The sequence below is a fragment of the Amycolatopsis sp. NPDC043885 genome (genome assembly GCF_056435685.1).
In genome coordinates, this window is sequence record NZ_JBWKEA010000001.1 from 1,408,123 (window position 1) to 1,424,098 (window position 15,976).

A 15,976-nucleotide genomic window follows, 5' to 3' on the forward strand; every position below is an offset into this window, starting at 1 on the left:
TCAGTGCTCACCCGCCCCGACGAAACCGTCCAAGTAGGACAAGTACTCTTCGCGCTGCGCGTCCAGCAGCGGCGTGGATTCCGCGTACACGTTGGAGAAGATCCGGTCCGGTGGTGGCTCGGGCATGTTGAAGCAGTAGTCGCGCAGCTCGGCCGCGAACGCGTCCGAATCGGCCTGCACCTGGTCGAAGAACGCCTGGTCGGCGCCGCCACCGCGGGCGAGGTACGCCCGGACGCGCTCGATCGGGTCCTTCAGCTTCCACTCCTCCAGCTCGTCGGAGAGCCGGTAGCGGGTGGGGTCGTCGGTGGTGGTGTGCGCGTCCATCCGGTAGGTGAACGCCTCGATCAGCACCGGGCCGTTGCCGTGGCGGCACTCCTCCAGCGCCCAGCGGGAGACCGCGAGGCAGGCGAGGACGTCGTTGCCGTCCACGCGGATGCCGGGGAAGCCGTAGCCGCGGGCGCGCTGGTACAGCGGCAGGCGCGACTGGCGTTCGGTGGGCTCCGAGATCGCCCACTGGTTGTTCTGGCAGAAGAACACGAGCGGCGCGTCGTAGACGGCTGCCCAGACGAAGCCTTCGTGCACGTCGCCCTGCGAAGTCGCTCCGTCACCGAAGTAACAGATGGTCGCTTCGCTGTCGTCGTCGCCGACCTTGCCTTCGAACTTCTGGCCCATCGCGTAACCGGCGGCGTTGAGCACCTGGTTGCCGATCACGATGGTGTACGGGTGGAAGCCGTGGGCCTTGTAGTCCCAGCCGCTGTGATCGGTGCAGCGGAAGATGCCGAGCACCTCTTTGAGGTCGACGCCGCGGGTGTACGCGACACCGTGCTCGCGGTAGCTGGGGAACGCCATGTCCCCCTTCCGCAGCGCGCGGCCGGAGCCGATCTGCGCGGCCTCCTGCCCGAGCAGCGGCACCCAGATGCCGAGCTGGCCCTGGCGCTGCATCGCGTTGGCCTCGCGGTCCGCGCGGCGGACCAGGACCATGTCGCGGTACAGGCCCTTGAGGGCTTCTGTGTCGATGTCGTCGACGTAGCGGTCGAATCGCGGCGAAGAGATCCGTTCGCCTTCGGGGGTGAGCAGCTGAGTCAGCTCAGCGCCACCTTCGCTCGTTGCTCGCAAACCGGCGATCACCTGTTCGGGGGAAGGCTGCGCCGCTACGGCGGCGGGACCATCTCCAGGCTCCGGGTGCGTCCAGTGTTCGGACGGCATGCGCTGCTCTCCTTGATGTCGGCGCCTCTGGCGGCCACTTGTGGCGGCCACAGTGACTGCGCCGGCGGGGACCAGCGCGTCGGATCTGAAGCGCTGGGTCACCATCGGCGTTGACGGTTCGTGCGGACATCCTGGCATGCCGGACGCGGTTTTGGTCAGTGGCGGATGCTGATTTGTTGCTGAGAAAGGGTGCCTGATCAGGGAAAATGCTAGGAAGCCCGAGTGTGGGGCCGCCGAAAGTAGGGAATTCACCCGCGGGCCGACCAGCGGACGACTCGTCCGGACGGGTGTCCTGCCCGGCTTGGCCGATGACGATCCGTGCCCGCCGCTGTGATCCATCACACCCTCCGCGACCCGTGGCAGGATGGCGGACGTGGAGCAGAAATCCGTACGCGAAACCGTGGTTTCGAACTGGACGAACGACGTCCTTCCCAGCCTGTCCGGCCTGGTGGCGATCCCCGCCTTGTCGCCGGCGTTCGACTCCGAGTGGGCGAAGACCGGCCATCTGGCCGCCGCCGTCGAGCATGTCCGTTCCTGGATCGCCGCACGGGAGATCCCCGGCGCGACGCTCGAGGTCGTGGAGCTCGAAGGCCGCAGCCCGTTGCTGGTCGTCGACATCCCGGCGACGTCCGAAGCGGCCGAAAAGGGCACCGTGCTCATGTACGGGCACCTCGACAAGCAGCCGCCGGTCGGTGGCTGGTCCGAGGGGCTCGACCCGTGGACGCCGGTGATCCGCGACGGGCGCCTGTACGGCCGTGGCGCGGTCGACGACGGCTACTCCGGCTACGCGGCGACGACGGCGATCGAGGCCGTGCGCGCCGCCGGTGGCGAGCACTCCCGCGCGGTCGTGCTGCTGGAGACCGGTGAGGAGTCCGGCAGCCCGGATCTGCCCGCCTACGTCGAGCACCTGAAGGAGAAGCTCGGCGCGGTCTCGCTGGTCGTCTGCCTCGACGCCGGCGGCACCGACTACAAGCGGCTGTGGCTGACCACCAGCCTGCGCGGCATGCTGCACGTCAACGTCACCGTGAAGGTGCTCGAGTCCGCACAGCACTCCGGCATGGCCAGTGGCATCGTGGCGAGTTCGTTCCGCGTCCTGCGTGCCCTGATCGACCGGATCGAGAACGTCGAGACCGGCGAGATCAAGCTCGCCGAGCTGAGCGTCGACATCCCGGAGAACCGCGTCGAAGAGGCTCGCGGTGTCGTCGAGATCGCGCCCGGCGCGGCGAAGACGCTGTTCCCGGTGGTCGGCCGGACGGTCTCGGACGACGACCTGGAACTGCTGCTCAACAACTCGTGGCGGCCGACGCTCTCGGTGATCGGTGCGGCGGGCTTCCCGCTTCCGGCCGACGCGGGCAACGTGCTGCGCGACAGCACCACGCTCACCCTGAGCTTCCGCCTCCCGCCGACGGCCGACGCGAAGGCCGCGATGGAGGCGGTCCGCCGCGTGCTGACCACCGACGTGCCGTACGACGCTTCGGTGGAGCTCGGCGATTTCCAGGCCGAGAACGGCTGGAACGCGCCGGACACCGCGCCGTGGCTCGACGACGTCCTGCACCACGTGAGCGGCGAGGTCTTCGGCGCGCCGCACAAGAGCTTCGGCATGGGCGGATCGATCCCGTTCATGGGGCTGCTCGGCGAGAAGTACCCGGACGCGCAGTTCGTGGTCACCGGCGCCTGCGGGCCGGACTCGAACATCCACGTGCCGGACGAGTGGCTGAACATCGACTTCGCTCAGCGGGTCACCGAAGCGGTCGCGCACATCCTGGACGCGCACGCGCGCAGTTGAGCGCCGGGTTGTCGTGAGTGATTTGGGTCGTTGGTATGTGAATCATTGCAGGTGAGGCTGGTGTGATCGGTGGTGCACGTGGTCAGTGCCTGGGATGCCGTGAAGGCCTCCTTCCCTACCCTCACAGTAGGGAAGGAGGCCTTCACGGCGTCAGAACCGGCATTCTCATCCCACCCGCGAGCGGGCGCGCAGCGCCCCATCTCAAGTTCTGACGACCCAAATCACTCACGACAGCTCACGTCAGCCGGGTCAGCTGCACTGAGACGTCCAAAGTGGACTGACCGCCGCCGGTGAAGATGCCCTTGAGCGGCGGCACGTCGGCGTAGTCGCGGCCGTACGCGACCCAGACATGCCGCGGCCCGACCGGGATCGCGTTCGTCGGGTCGTAGGCCCACCAGCCGCCGGTCCACACGTCGACCCAGGCGTGGCTCTCGCCTTCGACCGTCTCGCCGAGCTTCGCCTCCGGTTTCGTGTGCAGGTAGCCGGAGACGTACCGCGCCGGGACGCCGATCGCGCGCAGCATCACCAGCGTGACATGCGCGAAGTCCTGGCAGACCCCTTCGCGCGCACGCCACGCGTCGGTCGCCGTGCTGTGCACGCCGGTCGTCCCCGGCTGGTACTTGAGCTGCTGGTTCACCCATTCGCAGACCGCGAGCACGGCCTCCGCCGGGTCGAGCCCCTTCCGCAGTTCGCGCGCGACCTTCGACAGCTCCGGATCGCGCGGCGTGTACGGCGTCGGCGTCAGGTACTCGGTGCGGTGGTCGACGACGGTGTCGCTCCGAAGGTCCTTCCACGTCGCCGAGCGGACCGGCTCGCCTTCGTCGGCCGTCTCGACCACCGACGTCGCGAGCACGGTGAACTCGGTGTGCGGCGCGTGCAGGTCGAACGAGGTCACGACGGTGCCCCAGTAGTCCGTGTACCGGTAGGCGCGGGTCGCCGGCGTCGTCTCGACGCGGTTCACGACCGTGGTCTGCCGCCGGTCGGAGCGCGGGGTCAGCCGCGCCTCGTTGTACGACTGCGTGGCCGGTGTCGCGTACCGGTATCCGGTCCGGTGGGCCACCCGAAGCTGCCAGGTCACAGCGAAACCTCCGCACCGCTCCAGGCCACCCAAGGCGACGAATGGAAGTACTGCACCGAAACCGCGTCGCCGATGTCCTTGATCGAAGTCTGCAGGGCGCCGAGCCGTTTCGGCAGGTCCTCCAGCAGATCCGATGGCCGCAGGAACTCCAGCTCGCTGCGCGCGCGGCCGAGCTGCCGCAAGGCCTCGGACTTCTCGTTGGCCCGCGAGTTGACGCCGGGGTCCAGCCGCTCCAGGCATTCCTCGGCCTGCCGCAGCGCGTGGAACACCGAACGCGGGAAGAGCGTGTCCCGCAACAGGAACTGCACGACCCGGCCGGCGTCGAGCGCGCCGCGATAGGTCCGCAGGTAGGTGTCCTGCGCGCCCGCCGAACGGAGCACGGTGATCCAGCCGGGTGACGACGCGCTGTCCTGGACCCGCGAAAGCAGCAGCCGTACGACCATGTCCGCGCGTTCGACCGACCGCCCGAGCACCATGAACAACCAGCCGTCGTCGCGGCTCATCGTCGAATCCGCGAGCCCGGCGAACATCGCCGCCCGTTCCTCCACGAAGGACAGGAACGCGTGCGGCCCGGCCCGGCGCGCGTACCGCTGCCTGTCCGGCACCGCGTTCCACGTCGCGTTCAGGCATTCCCACAGCTCGGTCGAAACGACCTCGCGGGCGCCGCGCGTGTTCTCGCGGGCGGAGTTGATCGAGCCGACGATCGACGCGGGATTGTCCTTGGCGTAGGCGACCAGTTCGGTCAGCTTCCACACGTCGAGGGTGTCCATGCCCTCCGGGGTGATGCCGAGGACGGCGAGCAGCTGGCGGCTCGCGTGGTCCGGGTCGACGCTCGCGTCTTCGAGCAGCTGATGCACGGAGACGTTGAGGATCCGGGAGGTGTCATCGGCGCGTTCGACGTACCGGCCGATCCAGTACAGCGATTCCGCGTTGCGGGCGAGCACATCAACCTCCCTTTATGCCTGTTGCTGCTGTTGCTGCTGGGTGGTGGTCAGCTCGGGACCCTGTTCGGCGACCAGTCCGTCCACTTGGGACAGTGCGCCGAGTGCGGGGCGCTCCAACTCCCGCTCCGCCGTCGAGGATCGCGGCGCCAGCACCCAGGTGTCCTTGGAGCCGCCGCCCTGCGACGAGTTGACCACCAGGCTGCCCTCCGGGAGCGCGACCCTGGTCAGCCCGCCCGGCAGCACGAAGATGTCCTTGCCGTCGTTGACCGCGAACGGGCGGAGGTCGACGTGCCGCGGCGCCAGCCGGTCGTCCACTTTGGACGGAACGGTGGACAGCTGGACCACCGGTTGCGCGATCCAGCCGCGTTTGTTCGCCCGGACCTTCCGCTTCAACGCGGTCAGCTCGGCCTGTGTCGCGTCCGGGCCGAACACGATGCCGTACCCGCCCGAACCCTCGACCGGTTTGATCACCAGCTCGTCCATGTGCCGCATGACGTGGTCGAACTCGTCCGGCAGCCAGCACCGGAAGGTGTCCACGTTGGGCAGCAGCGGCTTCTCGTTGAGGTAGTACTTCACCATCTCGGGCACGTAGGTGTAGACGAGCTTGTCGTCGCCGACGCCGTTGCCGACCGCGTTCGCGACCACCACGTTGCCCGCGCGCGCCGCGTTCAGGATCCCGGCCACGCCGAGCACGGAATCCGGCCGGTAGTGCACCGGGTCGAGGAATTCGTCGTCGATCCGCCGGTAGATGACGTCGACCTGCTGCTCGCCCTCGGTGGTGCGCAGGTAGACGACGTTGTCCCGGCAGAACATGTCGCGGCCTTCGACCAGCTCGACCCCCATCAGCCGGGCCAGCAGCGAATGCTCGAAGTACGCGGAGTTGTGCACGCCGGGCGTGAGCACGACGACCATCGGGTCGGCGACGTTCGCCGCGGCCGCGGCCCGCAGCGCGCGCAGGAGATGCGAGGCGTAGTCGCCGACCGGGCGGACCCGGTGCTGGGCGAACAGGTCCGGGAACACGCGCGCCATCGTGCGGCGGTTCTCCATGACGTACGACACGCCGGACGGGTTGCGGAGATTGTCTTCCAGCACCCGGAAGGTGCCGTCCTCGTCCCGCACCAGGTCCACACCGGACACGTGGATGCGGACGCCGTTGGGCGGGTTGATCCCGAACGCCTCGCGCTGGAAATGCTCACACGAGGTGATCAGCCGTCGCGGGAGAACGCCGTCGCGCAGGATCTGCCGGTCGCCGTACACGTCGGCGAGAAAGGCCTCGAGCGCGCGGACCCGTTGTGCCACACCGCGTTCGAGTTTGCTCCATTCGGCGGAGGTGATCACGCGCGGCACCAGGTCGAGCGGGAACGGGCGTTCCTGGCCGGACAGCGAGAACGTGATGCCCTGGTCCACCATGGCCCGGTCGATCGCCGCCGAGCGGGACGAGAGGTCGGCCGACGTCAGCGCGGAGATCGATTCGTACAGCGCCCGGTACGGCTGGCGGACCGTCCCGTCCGCCGTGAACATCTCGTCGTACGCGCCCGCGTGCGGCCGGGACGGCGAGAGATAGCCGTCGAACTGCGCCCCGGGCCTCGCCGCGCGCCGCGCCGACGTCGTCGTCCGTGGGCGGCGGCCCGCAGGTGGGAGCCGCGGCGCCGGGTTGTTGTTCATGGTCGCCATACTCGCTCACCCTGCCATGCCGGCGCGATACCTCATGCAACGCCCGTGACGGCCGAAACGGCGCTGTAACGTCGCAGTGCTGTGCTTGCCGCCGGATGAGTGGCAATATGCGTGCTCTCGACACATGGGAACTACGAGGAGTGACGACGTGGCTCGATTCAAAGCGCTCGCCCTGATCCCGGCGCTCGCCCTGGCCGCGGGTGCGCTGTCCGCGTGCGGCGAGGAAGGCGGAACCGCGGCCGGCGGCGTCCAGCTCGTCGCGTCCGGCAAGATCACCACCTGCACGCACCTGCCCTACCAGCCCTTCCAGGTCAAGCAGGGTGACAAGATCGTCGGTTTCGACGTCGACCTGGTCGACCTGGTCGGCAAGAAGCTGGGTGTCGAGCAGAGCATCGTCGACATCGCCTTCGAGACCATCGAGTCCGGCGAAGCGATGAACACCGGACAGTGCGACCTCGCCGCCGCGGGCATGACGATCACCGACAAGCGCAAGGAGAAGTTCGACTTCTCCGACCCGTACTTCGAGGCGACCCAGGCGTTGCTGGTCAAGACCGGTTCGCCGATCAAGGACCTGTCCAACGTCGCGGGCAAGAAGATCGGTGTCCAGTCGGCCACCACCGGCGCCGACTACGCCAAGGAGAAGGCCGCCGGCGCCGAGATCGTCACCTTCGACGACCTCGCGCTGCTGGAGCAGGCCGTCAAGAACGGCACGGTCGACGCGGGCGTCAACGACAACGGCGTGCTCTACGACTTCGCGAAGACGAACCCGGACACGACGGTCGTCACCGAGTTCAAGACGAACGAGTTCTACGGCATCGGCGTGAAAAAGGGCAACAGCGCCCTCCTTGGCCAGATCAACGAGGTGCTCAAGGCCGCCGCGGCGGACGGCTCCTACGCGCAGATCTACCAGAAGTGGTTCGGCAAGGCGCCGACCTGGCAGCCGGGCGGTGCCGCCTAGCACTAGTTTGAAGCCGCCCTGTGGCCGGTGCCAGCGCACCGGCCACAGGCTTGTCGCCACCTGTTTGAGGAGAGAAATGGCTCTGAGCCGCCGCCAGCGACGTTCGGCCTTCCGGACCGGGCAGTACGTCCTGCTGCTGGTGATCGTCATCGTGCTCGCGCTGCTGGCCGACTGGAGCCGGATCGGCAAGGCGTTCTTCGATCTCGAAGTCGCCGCCAAGCAGTTCCCGGACGTCATCACCGTCGCACTGAAGAACACCATCGTCTTCACCGCGCTGGGCTTCGCGCTCGGCCTCGGGATGGGCCTGCTGCTCGCCCTGATGAGACTTTCCTCGGTCGGCCCGTACCGCTGGTTCGCGCGCGGGTACATCGAGTTCTTCCGCGGTCTGCCCGCACTGCTGATCTTCCTCGCGGTCGGCATCGGCGTGCCGACCGCGTTCGACACGACCCTGCCGCGCAACGTCGCGATCATGCTGGCGCTGGGTATCGTGTCGTCCGCCTACATGGCGGAAACCATCCGCGCCGGTATCCAGGCGGTGCCGCGCGGGCAGGTCGAGGCCGCGCGTTCGCTCGGCATGTCGCCGGCCCGCACGATGATCACCGTCGTGATCCCGCAGGCGTTCCGGATCATCCTGCCGCCGCTGGCCAACGAGCTGATCATGCTGACGAAGGACTCGTCGCTGGCGTTCCTGCTCGGCACCACCCCGGCGCAGCAGGAACTCGCGCAGTTCAGCCGTCAGGCGCTGCTGGAGGCCAAGGGCCTGACCCCGATCGTCGTCGCCGGTCTGTGCTACCTGGTCATCACCATCCCGCTGTCGATCCTGCAGCAGCGGCTAGAGAAGAAATACGGAGCCGGAGTGCCCGGCGGAGGAACGGTATGAGCACCCAGACGATCGTCGAGGTTTCGGGACTGCACAAGGCGTTCGGCGAACTCGAAGTGCTCAAGGGCATCGACCTGCACGTCGAGCGCGGCCAGGTCGTCTGCATCATCGGCCCGTCGGGTTCGGGCAAGTCGACGCTGCTGCGCTGCGTCAACCTCCTCGAGGAACCGCAGCAGGGCAAGATCGTGGTCAACGGCAGCGAGATCACCGATCCGGACGTCGACATCGACGGCGCCCGCACGAAGATCGGCATGGTCTTCCAGTCGTTCAACCTCTTCTCGCATCTGAGCGTGCTCGAAAACCTCACCGTCGCGCAGCGCAAGGTGCTGAAGCGTGGCAAAGACGAGGCGGAGCGCATCGCGCGGGAAAACCTCGCGAAGGTCGGGCTGGCGGAGAAGGAGTCTTCGCTGCCGACGCAGCTTTCCGGCGGGCAACAGCAGCGCGTCGCGATCGCCAGGGCGCTGTCGATGAACCCGGACGTCATGCTGTTCGACGAACCGACGTCCGCGCTCGACCCCGAACTGGTCGGTGACGTCCTCGCGGTCATGCGGCAGCTCGCGCAGGAGGGCATGACGATGCTCGTCGTCACGCACGAGATGCAGTTCGCCCGCGAGGTGGCCGACATCGTGCTGTTCATGGACGGCGGTGTGGTCGTCGAGCAGGGTTCGCCGGACCAGGTGATCGGGGACCCGCAGGAGGAACGCACGAAGACGTTCCTCTCGCGGGTCCTGAATCCGAACCACCAGGGCTAGCGTCCCCGCAGCTGCGACTCCAGTTGGACGACCTTCGCGACGATTTCGTGCGGCCCGGCGCCCATGAGGCTCACCCAGCCCTTGGCGTCCGGGCCGAACACGACGCGGCCCTGTTCGGTGTCCATCCAGCCCGGTGGTCTTTCGACGCGTTTCCGGTTGCCGCCACCATCACGGATGGCGACGTAAAGCCTGCCGAAGAAGGTGTGCGGCGACCGGATCCACTGGAGGATCTTCTTCGCGTCACGGATGCTCGGGCCGGTGCCGGTCAGCATTTCGCCCTTCATCAGGACCTGCAGATCGTCTTCCGAACAGTTCAAGGACGGCGTGCGCGCGGCGGGAGCCTCGGGGAGCAGGCCGGTGAAATCCTGCGCCAGTGTGTCCGGCCGCGTCGGCGTCAGGTAGACGACTTTGTCGACCAAGACCACCGTGCCCGCTTCCCGGCCACTTCCCGCGGCGCGAACGGTCCGCTCACGCCCTTCGGACTTCACCCACGAGTAGTACTCCACTGCCGGCCGCTGCAGAAATCGCAGCGTGTCGAGGAATTCGTCGTCGATCCGGCCACGGGTGAGCAGTCCTTGTCTGTCCAATTCGGACTTTGCGGTGGCCGCGAGCTCGCGGCGTTCCTCGGGCAGATACCACTGCGCGCCGCGGACGAGGGTTGGGTGGATGTCGCCGAGATTGTGTTGGTCCAGCAGGGTTTCGTAGGTCTGGAGTGTGAGCTCGACGGGTTTCCGCAGCACGATTACGCGCCGATCACCGGCGGAACCGGCTTGTCCCCGTCGTAACCGCCGAAGAGGGAGTCGCCGTCCTCTTCCTGCAGCGTGATCTTGCGCTGGTGCTCTTCGTCCTCGCCGCCCTTGCCCTTGCCGGCACCGGCGCCCATCCCGCCGCCGCCCATGCCAGGCGCGCCGGGCCGTCCCGTGGCCGCGGGGCCACCCGCCGGTGTGCCGCGCATCGCGCCTTCACCGGGCATGCCGGCGCCGACGCCGCGGCCGGGCCCCATGCTCCCCGGCCCGCCCGTCGAGCCACCCGGCCCGAACCCGCCACCGGGCCCGAAGCCGCCGCTGAACCCGCCCGTTCCCGGGCCGAATCCACTGCCGCCACCTCCAGGACCGCCGCCAGGACCGGGGCCGAAGCCGGGCGGGCGGTGGTCGCCCGGCCGCACCTGCGTCCCACGGTCCCACTGGGACAGTTCGGTCCGATCGTTCGGCTGCGGCGAAGGCAGCGGCCTCGGCATCTGCGGAACCCTCGGCGTCGGCGGGACCTGCGGCGGCTTCGGCGCCTGATACCCCTCGGCTCCCGGAGGCGCGCTGTACGAACTCGGACCGCCGGTGTACCCGCTGGGACCACTGTGCCGCCCGGAGTCGCCGGGCCCGCCACTGAACCCGCTGACCTTGGTCTGACCGGGATCGATCGGATCCGGCGTGATCGGCCCCGACGAAACGTTCGGATCATGCGCGGCCGGATACGCCGGCGCGAGCGACTGCTGCCGCGGCTGGGTGCTCTGGTAGTACGGCTCGTAGATCTCGACGTTGTGCTTCGTGTCCGCGTCGAACTTCGCCGCCGCGATCTCGTCGTCACTCGCCCCGATGGACAAGACGTCCTCGGGCCCGCTGTCCCCCGCGCGTTCCTTCTCGACCGGGCGGACATTGCCGCGCGTGTAATGGAAAGAGGCGTTCTGGTCGAACATCGACTGACGGGCGCGGTCCATGTTCTCGCCCGCGATCTTGGAGGTCGCGATGAGCGGGGCGAGGCCCGCTGTACCGCTGTCGGCGGCCTTGCCCTTCCAGAAGGAACTCAGCGCCGTCTGGCTGGACTCCAGCGTCCTGCTCATTCTGTGATGGATGTCCATCAAGGTGTGAGAGGCCTGCTGTGCCCTGTCCAGAGTCGCTGTGGTTTCGGGGTAGGTGTTGAGCTTGGTGAAGATCTCCCAACCGCTGTAGGTCATGACCTACGCCCCTTTGAAGTTCTTGATCGCGGCGGCCGCGACCTTGGTCGCCATTCCGCACGCGTCGGAAAAACCGGGATGCCTCATCGACAGGCGCGGAATCACGGTGTACACAAGGTCGTTCCGAACACCGACCGCCAACGTGCAGGTGCCTTCGTCCTCACCGCCGTTGGCGTAGATGACCGCCGGATAGCCCTCGATGGGTTCGACCGGCTTGAAAGTGGTGAGACCACCGGACTTGTGCTGCGCGTAGAGAGAACTGAGGCCGTCCTTGTTGCCGGTCACGAGCCCGGCGTTGACGTTGCTGGGGCTCCCGGCGAACAACCAGGTGCAACCGTTGCCCAAGGCCATCTTGTCCAGACGGGAACTTTCGACCTTGCCGCCGACCTCTTCCACTTGAGCAGTCGGGATCGCGCGGCAAGGGTCTGCCTCGACCACGGAGGTGTCAGTGATCGGATCAGTCACGCTCGGTGCGCCATCAGAAGGCAGTGTCGAGGAGGACGGCGCGGTGGGCGCCGGAGTTTCGGCGGTTCCCGGATTCTTGTCGCTGCAACCGCCGGACAGTGCGACCACGGCGATGGTTGCGGCGATCATGGGAATGGCTCGAGGTCGCATCAGTCGACTTTTCCGATCTGGCGAAGCGCGTCGATCGCCGCTTGGTCTTGATTCTGATAGGCCGTTTTGATCTCGATCAGAGTGCTCACGTAGGCGTCCGTGTAGGCGCGGGCGCCTCGGAGAAAGTCTTGATAGGACCGACCAGAAGTGACAGCGGCTTGCGTGTAACCCTCGCTGCCGACCTCTGCACCCGGCGGCTTGATCTGGGTCAGCCACGTCGCTTCGTTCTGGGCGATCGCGAAGTCACCTTGAAGGCAATCCTCAAGAGACTTGATCACCTTGTCCATGGCCTCGGCATCGAACTCCCAGCCGCCGTTCGCCGAGGCGGCGGCGAAGTCGGCCTTGGCCTGCCCGGTGCCCAGATCGCGGTAGTCGGGCGTCGCCTGCGACCCCGGTCCGTTGGCCTGGTCGTTGGCCCTCTGTGGGCCGCTTCCCGGTCCTGTCATGACGTGCCTCCCCGCACGGGCCGCATGGGGCGCGACCTACCCGTAGTTCTCTGCTGACTCCAATCGGTGACGATAGCAGCAGGTAAACCGTTGATCAGCCCCTTCGCGGAAGATCACCATCGAAAGATGGGACGATCAGCGTGGTCTGGCCTGAAAGACGGTTTTGTCTGATCAAGAAAGCCCAGGCCGCCGCCCTCGGCTCGTCCTTCCCGACTCGGCGGACGTGCCGTGCGTGTGGTGCAGGAGGCGTTCTGGTCCGTACATCGACTGGCGGGTGCGCTCCGCTGCCAGCGGCCAGCCAGGGACGGCGATGAGCTCTCGCATCGCCGGAAGGTCATTGGACCGCCTTCAGATGCTGGATCGTGAACTCTGCGATCTTCACGCTCAAGCCGCACGGGTCGTCCAGGTAGGGGCTACCACGCCGCAGTTGCGTGACCAGGACGTATGTCACGTCGTCGCGGAGGCCTACTGCGAGCTGACAAGCGCCTTGACCTTCGCCACCATTCGCGTACTCGACTGCCGGATACCCGGCGATGTCCGGCAGTGGTTTGAACGTCGTTACGCCGCTACCTTGAGCTTTGAGCGCGTATAGGTGACTGAGGCCGTCGGGCTGGCTGACGTTCAATGCGCCGCTGACGTTCCCTGCGGAGTCGGCGAAGATCCAGGCACAACCGCGTCCGCTCGCGATGTCTTCGGCCGCTGTGCTTTTGAGGGCTCCTCCCACGCCTTCGACCTCGGTTTTGGTAGCAGCGCCGCAGGGATCCGTGGTCAGCAGGTCGGTCTTCAGTGGACTTCGCACGGCAGGGGCACCTGCTCGCGGTAGGCCCGAGGACGACGCCGGTGCAGAGGTGGGGCTCCCCGAGGTCTTGTCACCGTTGCAAGCCGTCGCAAGCAGCGAAGTCGTGCAGGTGATCGTCGAGGCGATGATGAGCCGTCGCATTCGGGGCCTTTCCTGCTCTCGCTTGTCTGGAACCGAGCTCGCCATGGTTCGGCTGTGGAGCGAAGTGCTACCGGTGCTGCGCGGGCGAGTGCGGCCCAGCACTGTCGTGCCTCCCCGCACGGGCCGCGAAGGGCGCGACCTACCCGTAGTCCAACACCGACTCCGCTGAGTGACCGGAGCAGCGAACCGCCGCTACGACGGCGAAACCGGTCAAGATCGCCACCGCGGACGCGAAAGACCTGTTCCAGCACCCGAGTCGGCCGTTCTGCCGTCGTAGGCACGTGGCAGCTTCCGGTCTACTGCCCTGGGCCACTTGCGAATCCCATGCGTGATCGGCTTCGCTGGTGCCCGAGGAACGACGGGGGAGGGAACGAAACGATGCCGGGTTTTCGGCGCAACAACGGGCCGCGTGATCCGGGGGAAGGCGACCAGAACGGCGACACGTCGCTGCCGCCGCTCGACCCGTTCGATCCGAACCCCGACAAGCGGTACGAGGTCCCGGCGTCCGAGCTGATGAAGCCGGGCACGACGGGGCTGCTCCGCTGGCGTCGCCAGGCGACCAACGCGCCGATCGTGCAGGTCGAGGACGCGTACATCACCGGGACGCTCGATCTGCGCGCGGCCGACATCAAGTATCTGTTCCGGTTCGAGCGGTGCCGGTTCGAGCATCCGCCGGACGTCCGCGAGGCGCATCTGCTCGGGCTCGTGTTCCGCAAATGCTGGCTGCCCGGGCTCAAGGCGCGCAACCTCCGCACCCGCAACGACGTCCGCCTCATCCGCAGTGTCGTGCACGTCGACGCCGAGCACGAGATCGAGGAGACCACGGTCCAGCGCGGCGACGATCGTGAGCGCGGGATGCCGAACGCGGCGGTCAACCTGACCGACGCGGTCATCGAGGGCTCCGTCGTGCTGACCCGCACGGTGATCACGCATCCGCGCGGCAAGGCGATCCAGGCCGACCGGGTCAACATCGTCGGCGCGTTGCTGGCGTATCGGTTGGTGGCCAACGGAGAAGTCCGCATCCCGGGGATGCGCGCCGGCGGTAACGTCAACTTCTCCGGCGCGACGCTGAACAACCGGGACGGGTTCGCGCTCAACGGGAACGGGATCCACATCGGCGGCAGCCTGTTGTGCGAGGTGGACAACTACGGGCCCGCCGCGCAGCGGAAACGCTTCTCCGCCAGTGGGATCATGTTCCTGCCGAGCGCCACTGTGGACAGTGACATCATTTTGCGCGAGGCAAGGCTTTCGGTGAACCAGGCCGGGCCGATCGTCGTCGACGCGTGGAAGTCGAACGATCCGTACATCGATCCGCGGCCGGCGCTGGTCGCGGATCGCTCGACGGTCAAGGGGAACCTCGAGCTGAGCGACGGGATGCAGGCGACCGGGACGCTGCGGATGGTCAACGCCCGGATCGGCGGGTCGCTGCGGCTGGCCGGCGCCGAGGTCCAGGTCGTCCGCGGGCAGACCATTCCCTACTACGACCGCGCGATCCACCTCGACGGGACCACCATCGGCGGCGATCTGGAGGCGACGAGCCTGCGGGTGCCGTCCGGGCAGTTGCGTATGGCCGACATCACCGTCGGCGGCAACGTGCTGGCGTGGAACTCGATGTTCCTCCACCCGCGCCGCGACGTCTTTTCCGCGCGACGCGCGAAGGTCGCGGGCAACTTCCAGCTCACCGACGCGACCGTTCAGGGCACCCTGCGGCTGCAGGGCGCCGAGATCGGCGGCAGCGTGAACCTCTTCGGCACGAGCCTGACCGAGCCAGGCGCGCGCACGCGCACCAGTTACTCGCTGGACGTCCGCACCGCGCGGATCGGCCGGGACCTGATCCTCACCGAGAACAAGGAACGCCCGTTCGTCGCGCAGGGCGGGGTCAACCTCGACGGCGCACAGGTCGCGCGGCGCGTCGACTTCCGCGGCGCGCGACTGGGTTCCCTGCCACAGCACGGGATCGCGCTCGACGGCAGTGATGTCTCGGCCGACGAATTCCTGCTCACGCCCGGCGCTCCGCCGGACGGCCGGATCGTGCTGCGGCGCGCGCATTGCGGGACGCTGGGCGACAACGAGGCGTTCTGGGCGTCGGCGAGCGGGATCGAGCTGGAGGATTTCCGTTACGACGCACTGCAAGAGGACATCGCGCTCGACGACGACCGGGCGATCGACCATCGGATCGCGTTGCTGCGCAAGGCGATGGACGGTTACCGCCCGGGGCCCTACGACCAGCTGGCGGCGACGCTGCGCGCGTCCGGTAATGAAGAGCACGCGTCCACGGTGTTGCTGAAGAAACAGCAGTTCCGGTACGAGGCACTCGCGAAGGGCTTCAAGTTCTTCGGACCCGGCGTGCACGTGTGGAGCTGGTTGCAGCGGTCGATGGTCGGCTACGGCTTCCGTCCGGTGCGCGCGCTCGGCTGGCTGCTGACGCTGCTCGTGCTGGGGAGCCTGTGGTTCGGGCTCGGCGTCGACGACTGCATCACGAACCCCAAGCTCACGGTGAGCGGGCCGCGGTGCCTGGTCAACCAGGACGACACCGGGCTGCAGTGGAACCCGGTGCTGTACACGATCGACCTCCTGGTCCCGATCGTCGACTTCGGCAACAAGTCGCGCTGGTACATGCACGGCATGGACAACTGGGTCGCGGCCGGGTTCACCGCCTCGGGCTGGGTGCTGGCGACGACGGTGGCGGCCGGCATAAGCCGGATGCTCCGCCGCGACAACTGAGGGTATTTCACATACCCTCAGTACG

14 protein-coding genes are annotated in these 15,976 nt (G+C 67.6%); 5 read left to right on the forward strand and 9 right to left on the reverse strand.

What is annotated here, in order from left to right:
• Positions 1–1,206 carry a pyruvate dehydrogenase (acetyl-transferring) E1 component subunit alpha gene (gene pdhA, locus AC069I_RS07020; RefSeq protein ID WP_478264987.1) on the reverse strand — a complete coding sequence of 402 codons (1,206 nt, stop codon included), beginning with the start codon at positions 1,204–1,206 and terminating at the stop codon, positions 1–3.
• Positions 1,207–1,579: 373 nt separating this feature from the next.
• Here pdhA and AC069I_RS07025 point away from each other — a divergent pair, with 373 nt between their 5' ends.
• Complete coding sequence (locus tag AC069I_RS07025) at positions 1,580–2,992, forward strand: M20/M25/M40 family metallo-hydrolase (RefSeq protein WP_478224042.1); 1,413 nt, start codon at positions 1,580–1,582, stop codon at positions 2,990–2,992.
• A 235-nt stretch (positions 2,993–3,227) separates the two neighbouring features.
• Here the strand turns inward: AC069I_RS07025 and AC069I_RS07030 are convergent, their stop codons facing one another.
• Genes AC069I_RS07030 through AC069I_RS07040 form a run of 3 tightly spaced genes read right to left on the reverse strand, consistent with a single transcriptional unit; the run spans position 3,228 to position 6,688 of the window.
• Complete coding sequence (locus AC069I_RS07030; protein ID WP_340686119.1) at positions 3,228–4,070, reverse strand: transglutaminase family protein; 843 nt, start codon at positions 4,068–4,070, stop codon at positions 3,228–3,230.
• Complete coding sequence (locus AC069I_RS07035; RefSeq protein WP_378366479.1) at positions 4,067–5,014, reverse strand: alpha-E domain-containing protein; 948 nt, start codon at positions 5,012–5,014, stop codon at positions 4,067–4,069. Before AC069I_RS07035 ends, AC069I_RS07030 begins: the two co-directional genes overlap by 4 nt.
• 12 nt (positions 5,015–5,026) lie before the next feature.
• Positions 5,027–6,688, reverse strand: coding sequence for a circularly permuted type 2 ATP-grasp protein (locus tag AC069I_RS07040; protein WP_478224044.1), 1,662 nt, complete (start codon positions 6,686–6,688; stop codon positions 5,027–5,029).
• A 148-nt stretch (positions 6,689–6,836) separates the two neighbouring features.
• Here AC069I_RS07040 and AC069I_RS07045 point away from each other — a divergent pair, with 148 nt between their 5' ends.
• The 3 genes from AC069I_RS07045 to AC069I_RS07055 all read left to right on the forward strand — a co-directional run bounded on the left by AC069I_RS07045 (position 6,837) and on the right by AC069I_RS07055 (position 9,278).
• Complete coding sequence (locus AC069I_RS07045) at positions 6,837–7,646, forward strand: basic amino acid ABC transporter substrate-binding protein (protein ID WP_478224046.1); 810 nt, start codon at positions 6,837–6,839, stop codon at positions 7,644–7,646.
• A 76-nt stretch (positions 7,647–7,722) separates the two neighbouring features.
• A complete protein-coding gene (locus tag AC069I_RS07050; protein WP_125679484.1) occupies positions 7,723–8,526 on the forward strand; it encodes an amino acid ABC transporter permease in 804 nt (267 codons plus the stop codon).
• A complete protein-coding gene (locus AC069I_RS07055) occupies positions 8,523–9,278 on the forward strand; it encodes an amino acid ABC transporter ATP-binding protein (protein WP_340686123.1) in 756 nt (251 codons plus the stop codon). Before AC069I_RS07050 ends, AC069I_RS07055 begins: the two co-directional genes overlap by 4 nt.
• Here AC069I_RS07055 and AC069I_RS07060 read toward each other — a convergent pair.
• The 5 genes from AC069I_RS07060 to AC069I_RS07080 form a co-directional block, all read right to left on the reverse strand.
• On the reverse strand, positions 9,275–10,018 hold the full coding sequence (locus tag AC069I_RS07060; protein ID WP_478264988.1) for an ESX secretion-associated protein EspG: 744 nt from the start codon (positions 10,016–10,018) through the stop codon (positions 9,275–9,277). The genes AC069I_RS07055 and AC069I_RS07060 overlap by 4 nt on opposite strands.
• A gap of 2 nt (positions 10,019–10,020) precedes the next feature.
• Positions 10,021–11,226: a hypothetical protein gene (locus AC069I_RS07065; RefSeq protein ID WP_478264989.1), complete on the reverse strand. Its 1,206-nt coding sequence runs from the start codon at positions 11,224–11,226 to the stop codon at positions 10,021–10,023.
• Between the two features lie 3 nt (positions 11,227–11,229).
• Entirely contained in the window at positions 11,230–11,820 is a 591-nt protein-coding gene (locus AC069I_RS07070; RefSeq protein WP_478224051.1) for a DUF3558 domain-containing protein, read from the reverse strand.
• Positions 11,821–11,840: 20 nt separating this feature from the next.
• Positions 11,841–12,287, reverse strand: a complete 447-nt coding sequence (locus AC069I_RS07075) for a hypothetical protein (RefSeq protein WP_478224053.1) — start codon at positions 12,285–12,287, stop codon at positions 11,841–11,843.
• 334 nt (positions 12,288–12,621) lie between these two features.
• On the reverse strand, positions 12,622–13,272 hold the full coding sequence (locus tag AC069I_RS07080; protein WP_478264990.1) for a DUF3558 domain-containing protein: 651 nt from the start codon (positions 13,270–13,272) through the stop codon (positions 12,622–12,624).
• A gap of 333 nt (positions 13,273–13,605) precedes the next feature.
• Between AC069I_RS07080 and AC069I_RS07085 the strand changes: the two genes are divergently transcribed.
• The gene (locus tag AC069I_RS07085) at positions 13,606–15,951 is read left to right on the forward strand and encodes an oxidoreductase (protein ID WP_478224057.1); all 2,346 of its coding nucleotides are present in this window, start codon (positions 13,606–13,608) and stop codon (positions 15,949–15,951) included.
• Positions 15,952–15,976: the final 25 nt, after the last annotated feature.